We start from the raw sequence: 21,109 nt of genomic DNA, 5'->3' as shown, positions 1-21,109 counted from the left end.
GCCTAACATTAATCAAATGAATAAATCGAATTACCACATTCATCACGCGGATAGTTAGGCTGAAATTGCCACGTCTACACAAGGTGAGTTTTAGCTTCGATGAAATATCACTTTATATCATATTATTTAAGACTGTTCGCACTAAAGAGTTGTATGCAGGGCATAAATGACCATTTGTAGGACAATAAGGTGCAAGTTCATTGAATGAGTGCAATCACCAAATTGGGATTAATGGCTAAAGACTCTGATCCACTGATGACATCAATGCATTAGCATTAATGCCTATTTTTCTAATGCTAAAATGACTATAAAAATGGTTAATACCCGTAAAGTGATTTCAATCAATAGAGAGATTAGTTGCTTCACAAATTCTTCCGTAGGGTTTTATTGGCTTCTTTAACCCTCATTTCACTTTTATTCTTTCAACTAAAAAATCGACTGCCGCTTTTACTTTTGGCACTAAATAGCGTTGTTTTTGATACAACAAATAAACGGCCATATCAGAATGTTGAGTGATAGCTAACTCGTGCTCAAACTTAAGTTCTACCAATTTTCCAGACTCAAGGTAAGACGCTAATGCCCATCGAGTTGACATTAAAATGCCTTCACCGTCACAAGCCTTTTTCGCCAACCAAGGGCCATTATTTGAAATAGCCACAGCGGGACCTGAAACATCATGCCATTGACCGTTCATATGACATAACCAAGGCGTTGGCCCTGTTGGCGCTTTAAAATACAGGCCATTATGTTGCGTTAATTCCATCGCATTATTTGGAATACCGTGTTTTTCTATGTAACTTGGTGATGCCACAGGAATGAAACCATTGTCCATTAATCTTATCGCTAACACGCGTTCATTTGGCGCGTAACCACCGCGAATAGCAATATCGACATCGTCACGTCCAAGTGTTGATAACTCGTCGCTTAAACTGACATCTAAAACAATTTGAGGATATAACTCACTGAATTCATGTAACAATGGCAGTAATATCTTTTCGCCAAAACCCACCATCGAACTTATCCGCAAACGTCCCATTGGCGTTGTTTGGTAACTACGAACCGTCTCATTGCTTTGCGCTAGTTGATTCAATATTTGCTGTACATCGTTATAATAAATTTGCCCTACTTCGGTTAGTTTAACGATTCGGGTCGAACGCTTTAACAAGGTCGCCCCCAAACTCTTTTCTAAATCAGCAACGCGTCTCGACAGCGATGATGGTGGTACATTAAACACACTCGCCGCTTTGGTAAAACTGCCCGTTTCGACCACTTTACTGAAATACCGCATTGCACGTAGTTGATCCAACTTACTTCTCCATAAAATCTGAGTGTCTTGGCTTTATTGTTGTCTTAAAAGCAATAGTGATTAGCATTTTCCCTTATATATAACCAAATTAAAATAGGTAATAATACAGTTAACTTAAACATTGCAACCTTAACCCTGTTGCCGCGTGTTAAAAATACAGGTGTTAATTGCATTTTTCGGCAATTAACACCTACCTACACGTAAATGATGGACACTGACTTATGATTACTTTGCACGGTTTTGCTGCTAGCAACTATTACAACCTAGTGAAACATGTACTTCTATATAAACAACTGCCATTTCAAGAACACCTTATTTACGGTGGTAGTGACGAGTTACTAAAAGTCAGTCCTGCTGGCAAAGTACCTGCCATAACAACGGCTGAAGGACTGAATATTTCAGAGTCGAGTGTCATTTGTGACTTTATCGAAGAAACTTACCCTGCAATACCGCTATACCCAGAAAATGCTGGTGAGCGTGCAGTTGTGCGTCAAATTATGAAAATGGCAGAGCTTTATTTCGAACTGCCAAGCAGACGACTTATACCTTATGCATTTTCAGGCACTGAAGTTCCAGAATCGGTTAAAGCTGAAGTACGCCAGGTATTAACTCGTGGCATTACCGGCTTAAGTCGTTTGTGTCAGTTTTCACCTTGGATAGCAGGTGAACGATTCACCATGGCTGACATTTACGTTTATTATGTCAACACCATTGTCAGCGCGTTTGGCTCTAGCCAACTGGACTGGGATGTACTGGCAGAAATACCCGGAATGAAACAGTGGAACGAGTCCATGAGCCAATCTGTTATTGCCAAAAAAGTGGAGGCAGATCGCTTAGCAAACATGCCAGAGTTTATGCAAAAAGTGAAAGCTCAAATCCAAGCGGCGAAAGCTACATAAGCTGAACGCGGAATAATAAATGTTAGCAATAAAAACACTCAAGACTGACGTTTGACTTAAATTCAATTACAAACAGAACACAGCCAATACAATAAAGTGATTGGCTCAAAGAATTAATTATTTTGCAGGAGAAAATCCAAATGACAGATACTAATATCCAACTAACTTCGACCATCAGCGAAGACAATAAATTAACACTCGCGTTAAAAAACATCGACATACCACAACCTGGTGCCGATGAAGTGGTTATTCGCATTGAAGCAGCACCATTAAATCCGTCTGATTTAGCGGTTCTGTTCAGCGCTGCTGATATGTCAACTGCGAAACAATCAGGCACTGAACAAAGCCCCGTCATTACAGCTGATGTTCCAGCTAAGTTTATGCCAGCGGTTAAAACCCGTGTGGGTAAAGCCATTCCTGTTGGTAATGAAGGTGCAGGAACCGTTGTCGCAACAGGCTCATCGCCTGCGGCAAAAGCACTTATGGGCAAAACCGTTGCTGTGATTGGCGGTGGAACGTATCGTCAATACCTCTGTGCCAATGTGCAAAGCTGCCTAGAATTAAAGCAAGGCACTACAGCTAAAGAAGGCGCATCTTCATTTGTTAATCCACTCACCGCTTTAGCAATGGTTGAAACAATGCGTGCTGAAGGTCATAAAGCCATTATTCATGCGGCGGCGGCATCTAACCTTGGCCAAATGTTAAACCGTATTTGTATTGCCGATGGTGTCGATTTAATTAACATCGTCCGTAAAGCGGAACAAGAAACACTACTACGTGATATGGGCGCTAAATATGTTGTTAACTCAAGCAGTGATACTTTTCTTGCTGACTTAACCGCGGCGATTATTGAAACAGGTGCAACGATTGCGTTTGACCCTATTGGCGGCGGTAAATTAACCAGTGACATTCTTAACTGTATGGAAGTGGCTGCAGCGCGTGATATGAAAGAACACAGCGTTTATGGCTCCGACACTTTCAAGCAAGCTTATATTTATGGCGCATTAGATCGTGGCCCTATTACCCTAAATCGTAACTTTGGTTTTGCATGGGGTGTTAATGGCTTCTTATTATTCAATGCGCTCGGTAAATTAGGCACTAAAACAGTTATGGCGATGCGTAAACGTGTTGCAGATGAAATCACCACCACGTTTGCAAGCCACTACACCCATGAAGTGTCATTGGCTGAGGTATTACAATTAAAATCAATGGCGGGTTATTCTAAACAAGCTACTGGTGAGAAGTATTTAATTACACCGCAAAAGTAATTAATCCTCAAAGCTTATAACCGCTTAAGTGATTGAGTGATTGAGTGATTGAAACGTATGAAAAAGCAGATACTGATGATGGTATCTGCTTTTTTATTTACTGATTCGTCATAGACACAACAAGGTATTGTAAACATTATTGTTAAACAGGTGCCATTAAGATAATTACTCCAACGAAGCTGCTAACCATCAGTTTGCGGGATAGCTAAGCCAAAGCAATAATTAGTTTGCTAAAGAACTAATTAAGAGGCTCGAATCAATAGCAACACCAATATTATTGGATTTGAGCCTCATAAAAACATATACAAAAGATTAGCCACTTTCATAAACAATAATGCGTAGTGAATTGGAATTCAACCAACTGTTTTAGTAAATAAAAATACCTTACTAGCCATTTTCAATTAATGATATTTGTTTGGCATAAGTTGCTAACACGGGCTTAGAAAACCATGCGGCCTGAGTAAGAGTAGTTTGCTCTCCAGACTTTAAATTGATTGTGATTTTAAATACGTAAATGCTAGCTTTATTTTTAAAAATCCACGGAGTGTTTTCTTTATTTGCATTTATAGGTTCAAGATTAGATATCCAGAGACCATCAACAATTTTAGGATTCTCTACTTTAAGTAACTGTTTAATCACTTTTGTAGGCGCTAACTCTTCAATAATAATACTTTGTACTTTTTCAGTGTTTGTAGAGCTAAATGCAAAATTCCACACTAATTCAGCTTCTCTTTTATGGGCTTTGCTCTCGGCTACACTAAAGCCTGCAACTTTCATCATGAATCCATTATCTTCAGCAGGAATCACACCTGCATCAGTAACCGGTAAATGAACAACATTACCTCCAGCAATATTAAAAGGCATACTTATTACGTCATGTCCCATATAAGTTTTATTAGATTTGCTCGCACAGCCAGCTATTGCAAAGATTAAGAGAACTAAGTAAATTTTTTTCATTTTCATTCCTTGTTAATGATAAATAATTAAAAATTATATTTATGGCTAGCCATAAACAAAACCAACTATATTGATTCTATTTAAACGAATTTATAAGTTTAATTTCCGAAAGTGAATTGCTTTGGTACAGAATGACACTCACCCAATAGAAAGATATCGACACCTCCACCATTTGGGTATTGCTTTAATACTATAGAGATTGAAGATCTTTTATCAGACCTTTTAGATAACTCATCGTTAAATACCCAAACTTCATAATAATAAGGAATGTCAGAACTGACTTTTCTTGTTTCAACCATATCTTCTTTTTTAAAATTACATTTCTCTTTTAAACCTTTAAAAATATCTTTAAGCAACAACTCACTCGATGAAGCTATAGTTTGTTGAGGTATGCCGGCAGGCTCAAGCTGAAAAGTCGTATGAGTTTTATCTTTTTCTGTTTCTATATAACGAAATGGAAATTTATTTTTTTCAAAGCTTTCATTACTGTTATTAATCGTATGCAATAATGGATTTGCACATCCTGCTAAAATAAAGCTAAATACCACCGTTACCAAAATACCACTTTTCATGTAAAACTCCCTTTAAATTTATAACGTTTTAATATTTGTGCGTTATGCAGTTTGGATACCACAAGCCCTTGTTGGACGAGGCCGATGCCTAATCCAGATTAATTGGTATTTTTTATGCTAAAAGGATTTACTTTTGTTGATGCTAGATCTGGTCTGTAGTGTAGTTTCGAATTGATTATGTGGCTTAATTTGTACGTGTATCATTAAGATTCCCTTGTCATTGTTATTATTGTGTTCCATCACATTTTTAAGTCTAACTGATTCAATAAGGATAATATACCCGATTGAGTCTTCATTTTGCTCCGAGCAGCAATACCAATAAAAATATCCCCATTTCGATAATTATAAACGCGCTACAGTTGAAAAGTACATAATTACTCATCAAAGGAATAGTTAAGGCTCAAAAGTAGCGATTTATTAACCGATTGATTATCATCGTATTAAAAATAGATGTCGATAATGGTATCTGCTTTTTTATTAAGCCGTTATCTATAAGTAATGACGGCTATAAAGACGCTAAGGTCCAGTTTGGTTAACCCACTTACGGATAAAGGGTCTTTTTTAGATATGGCCTGCGGCCACTAACGTCGTGGTGCTTCGCCTACACCAGACCAAGAGGAAATCAACGGCTGTCCCTTCTTAACTCTTATAACTCTTTAAAAAAATTGGCCCTGCCGCCCCGCAATATTTTCTCTATTGACTTAAAACAATAACTGCGAAAAGGTCGTCATGGGGGCGTTCAAAACACAACAATATCGATTAGCTCACACTGATATGTTCAGGAATACGTTTCAGCTCGCATCTTTAAATGAATTTCTTTGCTATATGCTAGTATAAGCAGAGTCGCACAATAATTTATTTCAGGAGGGAGTGTGGTGAGATCACTTGTATTGCTTGCGGCCTTTAGTCTACTAATCATACCTTCTGTCTATGGAAAAGAATTGAAACTTGCCGTGGTACCTAAATTTAATAGTGTTTTTTTTGATCAAAGCAAGGCTGGCTGTATAGATGCTGCTGCTCAAATAAAAGGCGTGGAATGCATATATCGGGGACCAGATATAAGTAATGTCAGGATGCAAGATCAGGTAATAAATCAACTGATTGATGAAGGTATAGATGGTATCGCTGTAGCCGTTACACAATCTAAATATCTCGTTCAAAATAGTCTTAAGAGAGCTAAAGAAGCCGGTATCCCGATTATTACCTATGACTCTGATATTGATGCTTCAATCAACGAAGACCCTAATAGTTTACGCCTAGCCTATATAGGCACTGACAATTTTGAATTGGGTAAGTCATTAGGTGAAGAGTTAAAAAAACTTCGGCCCAATGGGGGAACGCTAATCATGCAATCTGGGCGACCAGATTCTCCTAATCTGAATTTAAGACTGATGGGGGTCCGTTCCGCATTATCGGGAAAAAAATACAATGAACCTCCTGGAGAATTGCTTAATAACGATTTGGGATGGACTGAAGTTAGAGAGCCTTTCTTTAATTTTGATCAACTAGCTCAATCTGTTAATCAAATGGAGTCTGTAATGAAAGGTAAGCCTGTAAAAGCAGACTCTTTTATTGCTGTTGGTGGTTGGCCGCAAAATGACCAAGCACTTTACCGTAAAATGATTGCCCCGTACCAGGCAAAAATTAATAACAACAAGGTCATCATTATTATTACGGATACATCCTCTGAACAATTAACGATGTTGGAAGATCATCTTGTTCATATCAATATTGGTCAAGCCCCATATGAAATGGGAAGACAAGCCATTTTGACACTGTATAAAATTGTAACAGACCAAAAATATGACAAAACAATTTACACACCTATCACATTTTGCACACCAGAGAACGTTGATACATGTACCAAGACCAAGGTTTCGGGATTGTAATCATATTTAATTTCGCCTGATCCAAATAACGTTACCGTTACACAACTTGATTAGACTTAGCTTATGCTCATATATGAATAGATGATTGCTAACAGCCTTCTCGTCGTCCCAACTCTCACGTCGTCCCGGTAATGCTTTTGAGCCAGGATCCAGGTGTTTTTTTGTTTTGTACTTATGTACTTATGGCCTGCGGCCACTAACGTCGTGGCGCTTCGCCCACACCAGACCAAGAGGAAACCTACGGCTGTTCCCTCTTGGAACTCCCAGCCGCCACATCAAAATTATCTGAAAAGCGATAATTTCGCGACGTGGTTGAATACAGCTTTTGACTTCGTTTTGGTGTTCTTCGGCCTTATTCGAAAATGCTAACGCTTTCGGTGGTACATCCTGTACCTCGAAAGCTAGCCTGACGTCCTGTCAGGCTCACGCTATTTTCTTCAACGGCCTCAAGTTCAGAGTTGAATTTATCCATTTTCAATCATGGCTTCTGACTCATTTATGGACAGAAGTGTATTAGTGCTTCGGGTTTAGTGCAATGCTGACCCCACTAAATTATAAAGTTTACACTGACTCCACTAAATTCTTGAAGAGCTCGAGCTGACCAAAGGTAGTTAACCCGACTGGGTGATAAGAGCCGCAAGATAGCACATTAAACATTCACCAAGGTTGTTGTTAACGATGAAGAGATGGCTCAGTCCAACCAGTGCTAGCCCGAATAGGCCAAGGATAGGGTAAACCTAATCCGAATGGGTGTTTTACAATTAAAGGCGTAGTGGTACGGATTTCATTAGGGGCCCAGCTTGACTGTTAAGCCCGTATATATGGCAGTAAAACCGCTTCTAGCGGTAAATGAGCCGCATTAAAGCAATGAAAAGTGTGAAGCAATAGAATAGAAAACTAAGGCCAAAAAGCTTTGGGTAAGCAGAGTATTATCTTGACTCACCGGGAGCGTCCATATATGGCCATGTTACATGGTTTATATATCTACATTGATTTGTTCAGCCGTTAATATACGGCTTTTTAATCGTTCGAGGGTTTCCCAACTAAAACGTTCTTTTACAAGCTCTAAATGATTTATGAGCTCTGCTATTTCTTGATCTCGTTCAACCACTAGATAGCGAATATCTTCAGGTTCAAATTGAAGGCCTATATGACGAATAGACTCATTTAATTCTGCTTTTTGTTTTTCTGTTTTTATCGTAGTGATCGGCACAAACGGGGCTAGCCCTTCGGTATTCAAGGGTGGCACATACCTCCATTCACGTTCATCTGCAAATCGATACTTCTCAATTTTCTCATGGTTCTTCCTGTGAAGTGGGGCTTCGTAGTTTTTTACATACCGATAAGTATTAAAGATATTCATATAGTCAGTCGACAGTTCATTAGAATCGCTACTTTGTTCTAGTTTTCGACGATGAGCGTGAATACCGTCTAACCCTTGAATAAGCCCATCAGTAAAAGGGGAGTATTGGCTGATATATAATACGGGGTTAAGACCATTTTTATTAGCCCATTCTTTCGTCAAACCTATTCCATAGTGACCATATTTACTCATATGAGAACTTACTTCCGATAACTTCAAATCACAAAAAGAAACCATCGGAACGCCAATTTCACGAGAACGCTCTTGACCGATGATCTTCTCTCGCGCGTAAGATACTCTAAATGTGCTTTTCAGTATTCCAAACATTCCGTCTTTATTACAAAAATGGAACAATATTTCTGGGTATAAACTCTTATCTTTACTCATAATTCTATACTACTAATCTGAAGTGCCACATAACGCTTTGCTAAGCGGCTAAAAATGGATGGCTATAATAGCGTGTTAGCCAGAAATCGAGGGAGGCCATGTTGAACTTAGGATAAGAACACGGTTTCGCGCGGCCTATTCTTATTAGTTAGAAATTTTTATGTTTCAGCCGTATAATACTTATAAGGGCTATGTAATTTATCTATACTAATTTCACCTTTTTTACCTAAAACCTTTCCTGCCCATGCTGAAACTTTCTGGACTGTGCAACCAACCGAGTCTGCAACTTCCCTTGCGGTCAATGCCTCATTGGGTAATAGCTCTGATATTAAACCTAGTATTCTTATTTCAACTTCGGCAAAGTTACCACTTGTAACAGGCGCCTCTTGATGGATAATTTCTATTAATTTTTCATCATCTTCAAAGCAACGTTTAACTTTTGCATGTTTAACATCTGCTTCAGCGTAAATTTTTTCACATTCAGGACACTTATAACTCTTTTGTTTAGATTCTAAAAAATAGGGATCAAATTCCGAAAGAACAGAATCATAGATGAACCTAATGGGAGTGTATTCATCTTTTTTATCAGCATACTTAATATTGTATTCACTACAAACATCATAATCTATTGAATAGAGATTATATTTCCCACCATGTTTAGATGTTACATTTTCAGACATAAAATGAATTAGAAAATTCTCACATAGAACACTCAAATAATCTTTTCTAATAGGATCAGCCATAAAGTGACTTGCAGGCCTATCAGGAAATTTATTTTTCTCCTCTACAGCCTTGGCTAATATTGCAGCCCACATATCTAAATTAAAACCTGGAACAAGCCTTTTTTTAACGCTTCCAGTAAACTGTTTTTGGTATGTTTTTCTTGCACTGCTAATTCCATAGTTAATTTCAGCCAAACCGATCCTAGCATCAGAGTTAGAGCTTGCTTGAATAAAAGCGTTTTGCAGAATAATCCCTATAGTCCTTGATACACCTAATGTCTCTCTAGTAATCCTATAGATCATCTCAGCAAAGTTAGATTTAAATACATCAGTCACTTTTAAATTTGGACAAAATTTCAATATTCGTTTGGTTATTAAAGTCTCAACAAATGTTTGAGTTTTATTAATAGCAGCAATTGTTCCATCGTATCTATCAGCGTATTCGTTAAAATCGAGAGGAATAGGAAATATATCTCGCCCGACAATAATTTTTTCACCAAAGTCATAACGATCAGTAATAACACCTACTTTAAAAAACATACCAATTTTCGAGCCTAAAAATGACTTCAGAAGAGCACTAAAAGTTGCTTGTGCTTTAGGACTCAGATCTGAATATTCGTCTACAAACACGTAAATAGAATCGATACCTGCTTTTTTCTTTATATCGCTTATTTTATTAAGAAACTCTTGTACATTAAGACCTTTAATCTGCTCTACTGTTTTACTTTGAGCAAGTTCATAAGATTCATTTTGTTTGCCAGCGACTTTTGCTTTAGCGTTTGATATTTCGACTGATACTTCAGAGTTCTCCCCCGCTTTTTTTGCGCTTGTTAAGCTAACTTGCTTCGATGTAGAAAGCGTAATCCCTTCAACCAAAACTTTTTCAATAAAGTCTAAATCATCCAAAGCTGGATTTTCTTTAGAGAAAACAGCTAGGAATTTTTCTTCAAACATCAAATTAAGCTGTTTTTTAAGCGAATCAATAATTTGACGAATAAAATGAATTTCTATTAAATTTAGTTCATTATTCGAATCAAAAAGATCATTACAAGTACTTAAATCTATATAGATAGGAAGTACTTTATTTTGTGACATTAAACTATTTCTATCTTTTAACTTAGGAGCTATTGACTTTAAACATTCGTAATAACCTCTAAGAAGGTTTGTAGTCTTACCAGTTCCTCTTCTGCCACTAACAAAGTTGTCTTGCTTTTGAAGCAAGCTTTGTAGTATCCCGAAAAAATCAATAAAGTATTCTTCTAAATCACCAAGTTCACTTAAATTGTCCAAAGTAATGTAATCCGCTCTCAATATTGAGTCGAAAGCGCTTCTTAACTTTTGTTTTTCTTGTCCATTCATTGTTTATTTCCCAGAGCTTCGACAACAGCCTCAAAATTGATGAATTTCTAACACCTTGCTCAGCGGAAAAATGCGAGCGCTAGCGAGTAGTTTTTCCGATGCAGTAACTTGTTATAACGGTTATTTTGAGTCAATAGTATCTGTCTTTTGTTCATTGCTCGCTATATGAAGTACATTGCCAAACAATGAGAACTCTTTGGCTATTGTTGGGATTGAGCCAAAGCTTTGATTTGGCTTTCCTTTAGAACATTCACATATAGCCTTCATTATTGTTGCTATTGACTCATTACCTTTTTTTAGTAGATTCTCTAAATCACTACGCTCCCATACTTTTTGCGGACTTGTCCGTGAATTATCGAACATTACAGCATTTTCATGCCATACGCATGATGAGGTCTCTTTTTGCATATAGGATGGTTGCTTCCCAAAGGGTATTTCACAGTAAAACATTTCAAATATAGCATGTTGACCAGCAAAGCTTTTTTGGCGTTCAAGTTGGTCAGAAAAATGCGATATCCCTGACGATGTTTGTTCGTAGTCCCAAGAGTAATATGTCTGAGATAAGCGGGGATATTTTGCCTCAAATGTAGCAATCTTGTAATAACCATTACACGTAATGATTATTGTTGCATCACAACCCATAAGCCTTTCTTCTGGTGGCTGTAATAAATATGATGTTGCTACCAATCCTGTCTGGCTATTTGCATTAATTATGCGTCTTAGTGCGCCAGTGAAGTTTGACGTGTAATCATTTTCACTTGATATATAACCCCCAGACAAATCACTCCGAGTTTCTTTATCAGATATGTATGCAAACCGGCAGAGCTCAGAAATCTGACTTGATGGTAGTGAAAACATTAATTGTTACCTTGTAGGTTATAACGTTTTAGTATTTATGTGTTGCGTTGTTTGCATGGCATAAACCGCTTGTTGGACTTGGCAGGAGCCACATCCATATCAATCGGTATGTTTTATGTTATAGGAATTTGCTTTTTAACGGTAGTTGTTTTTTGTACAGTTTTCGGCTAATTGACTGTTCTGATTACACCTTTTAAGGTAGGTTTCATCGTGTTTCATCCTTTACATTGACCAATTATTACTTTTCCCCAGATATATTTTTCTAACTCGTTATGGGGAAGAAATGAGTTAAATACTTTACTTTCAAAGGGTGTGATTCAACTCTGGATTGAGCACGTTGAAGAAAATAGCGTGAGCCTGACAGGACGTCAGGCTAGCTTTCGTTGGCCAGGGATGGCCTATCGGAAGCGTTAGCATTTTCGAATAAGGCCGAAGCAGGATTGAAATGAAGTTAAAAGCTGGATCAATCCCCATTGCGACTTTTCGCTTTTTGAAAAGGTTGCGGGGCGGCAGGGAGATCCAAGAGGGAATAGCCGTTGATTTCCTCTTGGTCTGGTGTGGGTGAAGCGCCACGACGTTAGTGGCCACAGGCCATATCCCAAACTCACTTTGGAGCATCAATAAGTTAAATACTTTACTTTCAACAGGTATGATTCAACTCTGGACTTGAGGCCGTTGAAGACTCTTTATACAAGAGTGCATGAAGCTCACATGGCCTTTCTCGCGCATCTAACCCATATGCATATGGGAAATGTCATTATGATGTCGGGAACATCATAGACCATGTCATCACGACATTCGAGAATCCATTCACATCAGATGTACCATCGGGTGCGGTAGCATTTTCACTATTTATTACAAGATGGGCCAAGGAAAAATCCAAGTGAGTTTGAAAGCTGGATCAGTCTCCGTCGCCACCTTTTCGCTGTTTGAAAATGTAGCCGCAACACTAAAGATTTACTAAGGCTGATTTATAACAAAGAATGCGCTTTGCCCCTTTGCTCTGGTGTGGGTAAAGCGCAACTACCTTAGTGGCCGCTGGCCATATAGACAACAACAAACGCTATAATCAATATTCTTCTCTACTCCCCAAACAATAGTAAGCAATCAACACCTATCGCCTCACAACACAGTAAATCAGTCGCCCAACAGGCATTTTTTATATTTAATCGTTGTTTTCTCAATTGAATTAGCATTAGATGTAAGCAGGTTGTATTTGAAGGAAGAAATGACTGAATGAAAAATATTATTTGCGATATTGATGGTGTTTTATTGCACGACAACAAACTAATCCCAGGAAGTGACAAGTTTATTCACCGCATACTTGAACAAGGCAATCCGCTGGTTATCCTCACCAATTATCCGGTACAAACTGGCATAGACTTACAAAATCGACTCGGCGCTGCAGGTATTAATGTGCCAGAGAATTGTTTTTATACCTCAGCCATGGCCACAGCAGATTTTCTTAAGCATCAAACGGGTAATAAAGCCTATGTTATTGGTGAAGGCGCCCTGACCCACGAGCTCTACAATGCAGGTTTTACCATTACCGATATTAATCCAGATTTTGTCATCGTTGGTGAGACTCGGTCTTACAACTGGGACATGATCCATAAAGCATCTCGCTTTGTTGCTGGCGGTGCACGCTTTATTGCCACCAACCCAGACACTCATGGCCCAGCATTTAGCCCTGCTTGTGGCGCATTATGTGCAGCCATTGAACGTATAACAGGTAAAATGCCATTTTATGTAGGTAAGCCTAGCTCATGGATTATCCGTTCTGCCCTAAATCATATTCAGGGACACTCTGAAGATACTGTGATTATTGGCGACAATATGCGTACTGATATTCTTGCTGGCTTTCAAGCGGGTCTGGAAACTATTCTGGTGACCAGTGGTGTAAGCCAATTAAGCGATATCGACAAAGAACCTTTCAGACCAAACCATGTATTTGCCTGTGCTGGTGATATTGACGTCGTTTAATCACGACGCAATTATGATGCACGAGACACTTTATTAACCAGAGATAAGGTCGTTGATAATAGACAGTATCAAGATGATTTCGGCGTTAAATGGTTAACGTCCTTAGTGGACCATTGATTCACGCCAACAAGATCAACCAGTTAATACGCTGAGTATCGAAGACACAATTTACATTAGGTAACACAATTCCAAGCCAGTGACCTTGTTTTCAAGTACTGGCTTGGCTCATTATGCTTGTCTGAAATAAAAATAAATAACAATAACAGGACATAGCATGAAACGATTATTCCCTTTTTGCGCCATTGCCTTACTGTCCGCATGTAACGGCGATGATGCTAAACACACTGTAACCGCCGATATTATTCCGGCTAAAGTGACAGCAGTAACCTTTGATGAACAACGCTTTAGAACCGATATCGAAACATTATCTTCAGATAAGTTTGAAGGTCGCGCGCCCACAACCCAAGGTGAAAAACTCACCTTAGAGTATTTGTCTGCCGCGTTCACCAAAATGGGGCTTAAAGGCGCCTACAAAGGCAGTTTTTTACAACCAGTCCCAATGGTAAGTTACACCGCCAGCGAACAACAACAGGTTAATTTAGCGGGTTTGGATATGCAGTATCGCCAAGATATCGTGTTAGGCAGTCGTCACGATAACAACCAGGTCAGTATTAAAGATGCGCCGTTAGTGTTTGTTGGTTACGGTATTAATGCGCCTGAATACGGCTGGAATGATTATCAAGACCTCAACATGAAGGGCAAAATTGCCATCATTTTAGTGAACGACCCAGGTTTTGCACATCCTGAAGGTGCCAAGTTTAATGGCAAAGCAATGACCTACTATGGGCGTTGGAGCTATAAGTTTGAAGAAGCCAGTCGCCAAGGCGCATTAGGCGCAATTATCATCCATGATACCAAGCCTGCCTCTTACCCTTGGTCGGTGGTTGAAAATAGCTGGACAGGTGCTCAACAAGATTTAGTCCAAAGCAAAGCAGAACAAGATCAGCGGGTCCAAATTGAAGGTTGGTTAACCTTAGACAGTGCTACTGCCTTGTTCGACAAGGCGGGACTGTCATTAACATCATTAATGGATCGCGCCGCTAACAGTTCACTTAATGTCGATTTAGAACAAACAGCTAACATTGAATTTGCCAATAAAGCAGAATATGCCAACAGTTATAATGTGGTTGCAACGTTAGCGGGCAGCAAACAAGCTGATGAGCAGATTTTATTCACCGCACACTGGGATCATATCGGTAAAGATGAAACCAAAGACGGTGACCAAATTTATAATGGTGCATTAGATAACGCATCTGGCACAGCAGGTATTTTAGAAATTGCCCGACAGTTTGCCCAGCAAGCCAAACAAGGTCACGGCTTAGCCCGTTCGTTAACCTTTATTGCCACTACCGGCGAAGAACAAGGTTTATTGGGCTCACGTTATTATGCCGCTAATCCTATTTATCCAATTGATAAAACCGTGGCAGTATTTAACCTAGACAGCACTAACATTTATGGCAAAACCAAAGATTACACCATTGTCGGTAAAGGCCAGTCCGAATTAGAGAACTATTTAGATCGCGCTGCAGCTAAACAAAATCGAACCAGCCAAGGCGAGCTTAATCCTGCATCTGGCGGCTTTTTCCGCTCAGACCATTTCAGCTTTGCTAAATTAGGCGTACCAGCAGTGTTTGCTGGTGGTGGTAACAAACCGCTTGATGAAGCCACGGCACAATACAAAATGGCCATGAGCAAAAAGATGAAAGGTTGTTATCACAATGTTTGCGACCATTATCACCCTGAGTGGGATTTATCTGGCGCATTACAAGATTTAGACGTGTATTACCAAGCTGCTGCAGAGTTAGGTAATAATCAAGATTGGCCAGGTTACTTTGCAGGTTCTGAATTTAATCAGTTACGTCCAGCAGATTAATACTGCACCACCCTACGCCTTCCCACCCAAGGATTGGCCCATCATGTATTTGATGGGCTTTTTTATCGATATTTATGGCGCTAATACATGAGTTAGATAAACCGCCGTTACACTTGACTGAACTCATTTAACGCTTCAATGGCTAAGGCCGCCTTTTCTGTTTGCACAAAAATATGGTCATGATAATAAGCTGCAATAACATTGGCGCTAATACCTTTTTCGGTGAGCTTATTAGCCACAGCAGCCGTTAAACCAACAGCATCAAGACTAGAATGCACTGTTAAGGTAATGCCTTTAAACACGGATTCAAAAGGCAAGCCACCTTCAATTGCTGCCGCTTTTGTTAACACTAATGTTAGCCCTTCTGATTCACGAAACGTCGCGAGTGGCAATAGGTTTTGATAATCACCATATTGGCCCTGCACTGAGCAAAACACATATTCTTCATCTAATAATAGCGGTGACATTGATGCGAGTAATGCCGTTAAGTTTGTTTCACCAACCATCATTTTTCCTTAAATATGTTTCCGTTAACAATGTATTTTCTTAAAAGTAAGTCGCTTTTAGCTAACAAATTTAAGCCCTGTTATCGTGCATAAACATGCCACACAAGCTTTATTATGGCTAGGTTAAAGCCGTAAAATAACCCTTTCGCCCCATTTATGTTCAATTAAGCGTCAAAAGCACTGCTTTAGTGCAATTATGATTTTAATTGTATTTGATTATGAAATCTTAAAAAAAATCGCCATAAACATAAAAAAAATAAAGTTTCATCAATAATAACACGAAATTGTTAAATATTACTCAAACAAAAAGATAATTGAACGAGATAAAATCACTAAAATGGTCATATTTATAACGTTATCTTAAAAATCATGCTTGGCAGTTAACTAAAATGCTGGCAAAGTAGGAACCAGATAAAGATTAGCCAACGCTGCCGGAGCCGTATTATGTGTTCAATATTTTCAATTTTAGACATCAAAACTGATGCAAGCAAACTTCGCCAAGTGGCGTTAGAAATGTCAAAACTGTTGCGTCACCGCGGCCCAGATTGGTCTGGCATATATGCTGATGACAAAGCCATTTTAGCTCATGAGCGTTTATCAATTGTTGACGTTGACCACGGAGCGCAGCCGCTTATCAGCCTTGATGGCAACATAGTGTTAGCCGTAAACGGTGAAATTTATAACCACAAGCTGTTAAAAGCTCAGCTAGGTGATAAATACCAATATCAAACCAACTCAGATTGCGAAGTGATCTTGTCACTTTACCAAGAATACGGTTGTGACTTTTTAGACAAGCTGAACGGTATCTTTGCTTTTGTACTGTATGACAAAGCTAAAGACACATATTTAATCGGCCGCGATCATATGGGCATTATCCCACTTTATACTGGCCTCGATTCGTCAGGTAACTTCTATGTTGCCTCTGAAATGAAAGCTCTCATGCCTGTGTGTAAAACGGTTGAAGAGTTTTACCCTGGACAGTATTTATATTCTGCCGATGGTAAACCAACACAGTATTATCAGCGTGATTGGCGCGATTTTGATGCCGTTAAAGACAACCCAGCCAGCATTGAAGAATTGCGTGAAGCACTAGAAGCGGCAGTGAAGCGTCAGTTAATGTCAGATGTTCCTTACGGGGTATTATTGTCTGGTGGCCTAGATTCATCAGTGATTTCTGCCATTACTCAAACATATGCAAAACACCGTATTGAAAACGACGGCGAAACTGGCGCATGGTGGCCACAACTGCATTCATTTGCAGTAGGTTTAGCCGAGTCACCAGATTTGGTAGCAGCGCAAAAAGTGGCCGATGCCATTGGCACTATTCATCACCCTATTGTGTATACTTTCCAAGAAGGTTTAGATGCGATTAAAGAAGTGATTTATCACTTAGAAACTTACGATGTAACCACTATTCGTGCGGCAACGCCAATGTACTTAATGGCGCGCAAAATTAAAGCCATGGGCATTAAAATGGTGTTGTCTGGCGAAGGTGCTGATGAATTATTTGGTGGTTATCTGTATTTCCACAAAGCGCCTAATGCTCAAGCATTCCATGAAGAATTAGTCCGTAAGCTAGACAAACTGCATTTATTTGATTGCTTGCGTGCCAACAAATCCATGGCGGCATGGGGACTTGAAGCTCGGGTGCCTTTCTTAGATAAAGAGTTTATCGACGTAGCAATGCGCATTAACCCTGAAGCCAAAATGTCTAAAGATGGCCGCATCGAGAAGCACATTTTACGTCAAGCATTTGAAGATAAATTGCCAAAAGAAGTGGTATGGCGTCAAAAAGAGCAGTTCAGCGACGGCGTTGGTTACTCGTGGATTGATGGCTTAAAAGCCCACGCTGCAGAAAACGTAGATGACGTACAGTTTGCTAACGCAAAATTCCGTTTCCCTTACAACACGCCTGAGTCAAAAGAAGCCTATTTCTATCGCAGCTTCTTTGAAGAGTTTTTCCCATTAGCCAGCGCTGCTGAAACAGTGCCAGGCGGGAAAACAGTAGCATGTTCAACGCCTGAAGCACTATTGTGGGATGCTAGCTTGCAAGGTCTTAACGACCCATCAGGCCGTGCAGTTAAAAACGTTCACGCTAGCGCATATTAATTTTTGCACAACGGTTAAACACCACCCAATTGGGTGGTGTTTTTGTTAGGTGCCCTAGGGCCTGTTGATCTTTCAAGGTTGTTTTTGCAGCGAATTGTTGGTCATTTGTACAAGGCAGAGACTTTGTGGTGTAGTTATTCTACATAAAAAGTCGATAACGCAGTAAAAATGACCAACAAACGCTGCCCGAAGGGTTCGGCTAAAAACGTTTTACTCTTTGTTGAGTTGCTCTTCGTTAAGTAAAAGTAGCTTAGATTGCTAGGCAGCAATCCGCTCGCCTCGATTAAAACGTTTTTATCTCGAACAAAATTTAACCTGCAAAGATCAACAGGCCCTAGTAAAATGATGATATTCGTCACTCTAATAAAACAACAATAATAATAACAATGAGGTTCACCATGACAGATATCAGCATTTTTAACCTTGAGATGACTGACCGCAGTCAATTAAAACCTAAGCACGATGCCAACGGCTTAACTGTGGTTGAGGCGAAAATAAAACAATATCAATTCAATCGTTTTTTATATCAATTTGTGGGTGCTGCCTGGGAGTGGACAGACAAATTAGCATTGTCCGATAGCCAATGGCAGGAATACAGCGAAGCAGATAATTTGCATTTGTTTGTGGCGTATAAAGACGGTGCACCAGCGGGTTACTTTGAGTTGCAGCAACAAGATGAAGATAACGTCGAAATTATGTATTTTGGCTTAGGTGAACACTTTATCGGTAAAGGCTTTGGCGGCTATTTACTGACTCAAGCCATTGAACAAGCGTGGTCGTTACCGAACACTCGCCGAGTTTGGGTACATACTTGCTCGTTAGATCACCCAAGCGCGTTACAAAACTATCAAGATCGCGGATTTAGCTTATTTAGAACCGATATCGAGTCAACAACAAATAAAACTCTAGCGGACTAACTACTATCGATTTTTATACGCTATTGCACGTTGTTTGATTATTTCAAGCGACGTGCTTTTTTGTTGTTCATCCATAGTATGCCAAGCTAGAATTTCGTCTAATGAACGATGACATCCTAAACAGATGTCCTGGGCATCTAAACAACAATTTCGCACACAAGGCGAGTCAAAAAAGTTTGGTTTATTCTGACCATACGGCATATTCATTACCATTAACGTCTGTAAAGTGAAAACGTCTACCACCCGGAAAACTAAATATCGCTTTGGTGATATGTCCACCAGCCTGAATGATTTTTGCTTCTGTAACGGCTAAGTCTTGGCTATAAAGCACGATTAATGGACTGCCTTTTGCTAAGGTAAATTGAGTGTCAGCTTGATAAAAACCACCATCAATACCCACCCGCAAAAAGCAGCTATATTCAGGGCCATAATCCTGAAACTGCCAGCCAAAAACCTGAGTAAAAAAAGCTTTGGTTGCAATGATATCTTTCACGGGTATTTCTAAATAGTTAATACTATGATGCTTACTCATGCTCACCTCTGTTACTCAGGGTTATCACTTAAACTATGCTTATAACAATATCCAATAGTGTCTATCATTTACTTACACAGCGTTAATAGCGCGGTTTTAATAACAATCATCAAGCCGATGATTAAATACATAATCCAAATTAAAACTAATACTATGGCGGAAAGTATAGCGTGTCGCCCTATTGCTGCACTATTGTTGTACTATTGTTGTACTATTGTTGTACCAAGGCCGCAACTGCGCCAATAATCCCGCCAAATACTCCGCCCCATACCACTAACCAACCTAAATGGGTTTTTATCATATCTTGAACGATTTGCTTAACCAATTGAGGTGTCAGCTCATTTAAGCGTTGTTCGACAATATTGGCCACTTTTTCTTGCATATCTGCAATGATATTTGGCTGCTCAAGCTCATTCACTAATATCGCATTAAACTCTTCGCTTTGAGCCAATTCAACTAAAGACAGTTTCATTTTTTCAATAAACGGTTCTTTTAAAGGGATCAATGCTTCTGTACCACCAAACATCGCTAACATGCCGCCAAAAGATGATTTTTCAATGGTATCGACTAATGCGTCAAATGACGGTGCTAAATCAATTTTTTCAATCACTGGGCTTAAATCAATACTGCTAGCGCTGCTGGTTGTTAAAAAGCGATCAATATTCTCTTGAGTAAAAAATTGATCCATCATTAGATGTTTAATACCAACTTTAAACTCTTCAAAACGAGATGGAACCACTCCAGAACCATACAAACCAGGGACTTTTTCAAATAACATATAAATCGCCAACCAGTTGGTTAACGCACCCGATAATGCAAATAATCCTATCGTTAGCACAATATGTTGATCTAACACATACCCGACCAGCATAAATATGGCCGCTATAAGGTTGGTTAATACGCTCTTATTCAATCTCTTGTCCTTAACATCTATAATGGAAAATCAATAAAAAACCTCAGTTATTTTACCAGAAAATAACTGAGGTCTACATAACTGATCTTTCATCACGTCACAGAACCTGACTTTTGACTTAAAGGAATAACAACGACTTTACTGCGAACAACTGACTTATTCAGGCTCGGCAAGCAATTCAGTCCTAAGATGATTAATTAATAAAACGCCAATGCTTTGTGCTAGAAACTGAGCTTTTTGAAACATCTGGCTCACAACATCATCATGTTGATACAGAGGTTTTACAAAAACATCTTCCAAATACCATACTGGTGCAAGACATAATGAAGAAAATGATGGATACAGTTGAATAAAGCCCACCATTTCATCTTCTCTAATGGATACAAAGATCATCGAATCATTTTCAGCTAAGCGGGATTTCAAAAATGCATGACACGCTGGGTAGTCAGATGGTTGGTGTAATTGCTGCCGATACTGATCAAATAGCAGACTTAACGATTCTAGGTCGATGCTCGAAGCGAGGCGGATTTGCATTTATCATCCTTGAAATTGAAAAATGCCCAGATTAAATATCACAAGATGAGATATTCCATCAAGGTTAAAAAAACAACATATAATTATAAGCTGTTAGTTCAC

18 protein-coding genes are annotated in these 21,109 nt (G+C 39.1%); 7 read left to right on the top strand and 11 right to left on the bottom strand.

Annotated elements, in window-relative coordinates:
* Positions 1 to 403: 403 nt before the first annotated feature.
* Positions 404 to 1,306 (bottom strand): LysR family transcriptional regulator, encoded by a 903-nt coding sequence (locus tag FH971_RS08205; RefSeq protein ID WP_140233974.1) that lies wholly within the window; start codon positions 1,304 to 1,306, stop codon positions 404 to 406.
* A gap of 221 nt (positions 1,307 to 1,527) precedes the next feature.
* Here FH971_RS08205 and FH971_RS08200 point away from each other — a divergent pair, with 221 nt between their 5' ends.
* Both FH971_RS08200 and FH971_RS08195 read left to right on the top strand, forming a co-directional pair.
* On the top strand, positions 1,528 to 2,205 hold the full coding sequence (locus FH971_RS08200; RefSeq protein ID WP_140233973.1) for a glutathione S-transferase family protein: 678 nt from the start codon (positions 1,528 to 1,530) through the stop codon (positions 2,203 to 2,205).
* 140 nt (positions 2,206 to 2,345) lie between these two features.
* On the top strand, positions 2,346 to 3,473 hold the full coding sequence (locus tag FH971_RS08195) for a zinc-binding dehydrogenase (protein ID WP_140233972.1): 1,128 nt from the start codon (positions 2,346 to 2,348) through the stop codon (positions 3,471 to 3,473).
* 387 nt (positions 3,474 to 3,860) lie between these two features.
* Here FH971_RS08195 and FH971_RS08190 read toward each other — a convergent pair whose 3' ends face one another.
* Both FH971_RS08190 and FH971_RS08185 read right to left on the bottom strand, forming a co-directional pair.
* A complete protein-coding gene (locus FH971_RS08190; protein ID WP_140233971.1) occupies positions 3,861 to 4,430 on the bottom strand; it encodes a hypothetical protein in 570 nt (189 codons plus the stop codon).
* A gap of 98 nt (positions 4,431 to 4,528) precedes the next feature.
* A complete protein-coding gene (locus FH971_RS08185) occupies positions 4,529 to 5,002 on the bottom strand; it encodes a hypothetical protein (RefSeq protein ID WP_140233970.1) in 474 nt (157 codons plus the stop codon).
* 872 nt (positions 5,003 to 5,874) lie between these two features.
* Between FH971_RS08185 and FH971_RS08180 the strand changes: the two genes are divergently transcribed.
* Entirely contained in the window at positions 5,875 to 6,891 is a 1,017-nt protein-coding gene (locus FH971_RS08180; protein WP_140233969.1) for a substrate-binding domain-containing protein, read from the top strand.
* Positions 6,892 to 7,867: 976 nt separating this feature from the next.
* On the opposite strand, the gene FH971_RS08175 is transcribed toward FH971_RS08180, so the two are convergent.
* From FH971_RS08175 to FH971_RS08165, 3 genes are all read right to left on the bottom strand, one after another.
* Positions 7,868 to 8,641, bottom strand: coding sequence for an abortive infection system antitoxin AbiGi family protein (locus tag FH971_RS08175; protein WP_140233968.1), 774 nt, complete (start codon positions 8,639 to 8,641; stop codon positions 7,868 to 7,870).
* Positions 8,642 to 8,799: 158 nt separating this feature from the next.
* Positions 8,800 to 10,722: an ORC-CDC6 family AAA ATPase gene (locus FH971_RS08170; protein ID WP_140233967.1), complete on the bottom strand. Its 1,923-nt coding sequence runs from the start codon at positions 10,720 to 10,722 to the stop codon at positions 8,800 to 8,802.
* A gap of 120 nt (positions 10,723 to 10,842) precedes the next feature.
* Complete coding sequence (locus FH971_RS08165; protein WP_140233966.1) at positions 10,843 to 11,580, bottom strand: hypothetical protein; 738 nt, start codon at positions 11,578 to 11,580, stop codon at positions 10,843 to 10,845.
* Between the two features lie 1,236 nt (positions 11,581 to 12,816).
* On the opposite strand from FH971_RS08165, the gene FH971_RS08155 reads away from it, so the two are divergent.
* Together FH971_RS08155 and FH971_RS08150 are read left to right on the top strand one after the other, a co-directional pair.
* The gene (locus FH971_RS08155) at positions 12,817 to 13,563 is read left to right on the top strand and encodes an HAD-IIA family hydrolase (protein ID WP_137221145.1); all 747 of its coding nucleotides are present in this window, start codon (positions 12,817 to 12,819) and stop codon (positions 13,561 to 13,563) included.
* 274 nt (positions 13,564 to 13,837) lie between these two features.
* Complete coding sequence (locus FH971_RS08150) at positions 13,838 to 15,496, top strand: M28 family metallopeptidase (RefSeq protein WP_140233965.1); 1,659 nt, start codon at positions 13,838 to 13,840, stop codon at positions 15,494 to 15,496.
* A 107-nt stretch (positions 15,497 to 15,603) separates the two neighbouring features.
* Here the strand turns inward: FH971_RS08150 and FH971_RS08145 are convergent, their stop codons facing one another.
* Positions 15,604 to 16,002, bottom strand: a complete 399-nt coding sequence (locus tag FH971_RS08145; RefSeq protein WP_140235548.1) for an ACT domain-containing protein — start codon at positions 16,000 to 16,002, stop codon at positions 15,604 to 15,606.
* A 444-nt stretch (positions 16,003 to 16,446) separates the two neighbouring features.
* Here FH971_RS08145 and asnB point away from each other — a divergent pair, with 444 nt between their 5' ends.
* Positions 16,447 to 18,111: an asparagine synthase B gene (asnB, locus tag FH971_RS08140; RefSeq protein ID WP_140233964.1), complete on the top strand. Its 1,665-nt coding sequence runs from the start codon at positions 16,447 to 16,449 to the stop codon at positions 18,109 to 18,111.
* Positions 18,112 to 18,509: 398 nt separating this feature from the next.
* The gene (locus FH971_RS08135) at positions 18,510 to 19,028 is read left to right on the top strand and encodes a GNAT family N-acetyltransferase (RefSeq protein ID WP_140233963.1); all 519 of its coding nucleotides are present in this window, start codon (positions 18,510 to 18,512) and stop codon (positions 19,026 to 19,028) included.
* Positions 19,029 to 19,031: 3 nt separating this feature from the next.
* Here the strand turns inward: FH971_RS08135 and FH971_RS08130 are convergent, their stop codons facing one another.
* From FH971_RS08130 to FH971_RS08115, 4 genes are all read right to left on the bottom strand, one after another.
* A complete protein-coding gene (locus FH971_RS08130) occupies positions 19,032 to 19,235 on the bottom strand; it encodes a DUF1289 domain-containing protein (protein WP_140233962.1) in 204 nt (67 codons plus the stop codon).
* Positions 19,210 to 19,560: a VOC family protein gene (locus FH971_RS08125; RefSeq protein ID WP_137221155.1), complete on the bottom strand. Its 351-nt coding sequence runs from the start codon at positions 19,558 to 19,560 to the stop codon at positions 19,210 to 19,212. The genes FH971_RS08130 and FH971_RS08125 overlap by 26 nt, the downstream gene beginning before the upstream one ends.
* A gap of 211 nt (positions 19,561 to 19,771) precedes the next feature.
* Positions 19,772 to 20,473 carry a DUF445 domain-containing protein gene (locus tag FH971_RS08120; protein WP_137221157.1) on the bottom strand — a complete coding sequence of 234 codons (702 nt, stop codon included), beginning with the start codon at positions 20,471 to 20,473 and terminating at the stop codon, positions 19,772 to 19,774.
* Between the two features lie 156 nt (positions 20,474 to 20,629).
* Complete coding sequence (locus tag FH971_RS08115) at positions 20,630 to 21,007, bottom strand: GNAT family N-acetyltransferase (protein ID WP_140233961.1); 378 nt, start codon at positions 21,005 to 21,007, stop codon at positions 20,630 to 20,632.
* Positions 21,008 to 21,109: the final 102 nt, after the last annotated feature.

The organism is Shewanella polaris (assembly GCF_006385555.1).
Classification (GTDB): Bacteria; Pseudomonadota; Gammaproteobacteria; order Enterobacterales; family Shewanellaceae; genus Shewanella; species Shewanella polaris.
The sequence above is the reverse complement of the archived record's forward strand: the minus strand, read 5'-3'. Positions and strand labels throughout refer to the sequence as shown.

Coding starts and splice junctions, on each gene's coding strand:
- FH971_RS08125 (WP_137221155.1), bottom strand. CDS start 19,560: ATGAGTAAGCATCATAGTATTAACTATTTAGAAATACCCGTGAAAGAT.
- FH971_RS08175 (WP_140233968.1), bottom strand. CDS start 8,641: ATGAGTAAAGATAAGAGTTTATACCCAGAAATATTGTTCCATTTTTGT.
- FH971_RS08200 (WP_140233973.1), top strand. CDS start 1,528: ATGATTACTTTGCACGGTTTTGCTGCTAGCAACTATTACAACCTAGTG.
- FH971_RS08115 (WP_140233961.1), bottom strand. CDS start 21,007: ATGCAAATCCGCCTCGCTTCGAGCATCGACCTAGAATCGTTAAGTCTG.
- FH971_RS08150 (WP_140233965.1), top strand. CDS start 13,838: ATGAAACGATTATTCCCTTTTTGCGCCATTGCCTTACTGTCCGCATGT.
- FH971_RS08185 (WP_140233970.1), bottom strand. CDS start 5,002: ATGAAAAGTGGTATTTTGGTAACGGTGGTATTTAGCTTTATTTTAGCA.
- asnB (WP_140233964.1), top strand. CDS start 16,447: ATGTGTTCAATATTTTCAATTTTAGACATCAAAACTGATGCAAGCAAA.
- FH971_RS08195 (WP_140233972.1), top strand. CDS start 2,346: ATGACAGATACTAATATCCAACTAACTTCGACCATCAGCGAAGACAAT.
- FH971_RS08145 (WP_140235548.1), bottom strand. CDS start 16,002: ATGGTTGGTGAAACAAACTTAACGGCATTACTCGCATCAATGTCACCG.
- FH971_RS08170 (WP_140233967.1), bottom strand. CDS start 10,722: ATGAATGGACAAGAAAAACAAAAGTTAAGAAGCGCTTTCGACTCAATA.
- FH971_RS08190 (WP_140233971.1), bottom strand. CDS start 4,430: ATGAAAAAAATTTACTTAGTTCTCTTAATCTTTGCAATAGCTGGCTGT.
- FH971_RS08165 (WP_140233966.1), bottom strand. CDS start 11,580: ATGTTTTCACTACCATCAAGTCAGATTTCTGAGCTCTGCCGGTTTGCA.
- FH971_RS08130 (WP_140233962.1), bottom strand. CDS start 19,235: ATGAATATGCCGTATGGTCAGAATAAACCAAACTTTTTTGACTCGCCT.
- FH971_RS08155 (WP_137221145.1), top strand. CDS start 12,817: ATGAAAAATATTATTTGCGATATTGATGGTGTTTTATTGCACGACAAC.
- FH971_RS08135 (WP_140233963.1), top strand. CDS start 18,510: ATGACAGATATCAGCATTTTTAACCTTGAGATGACTGACCGCAGTCAA.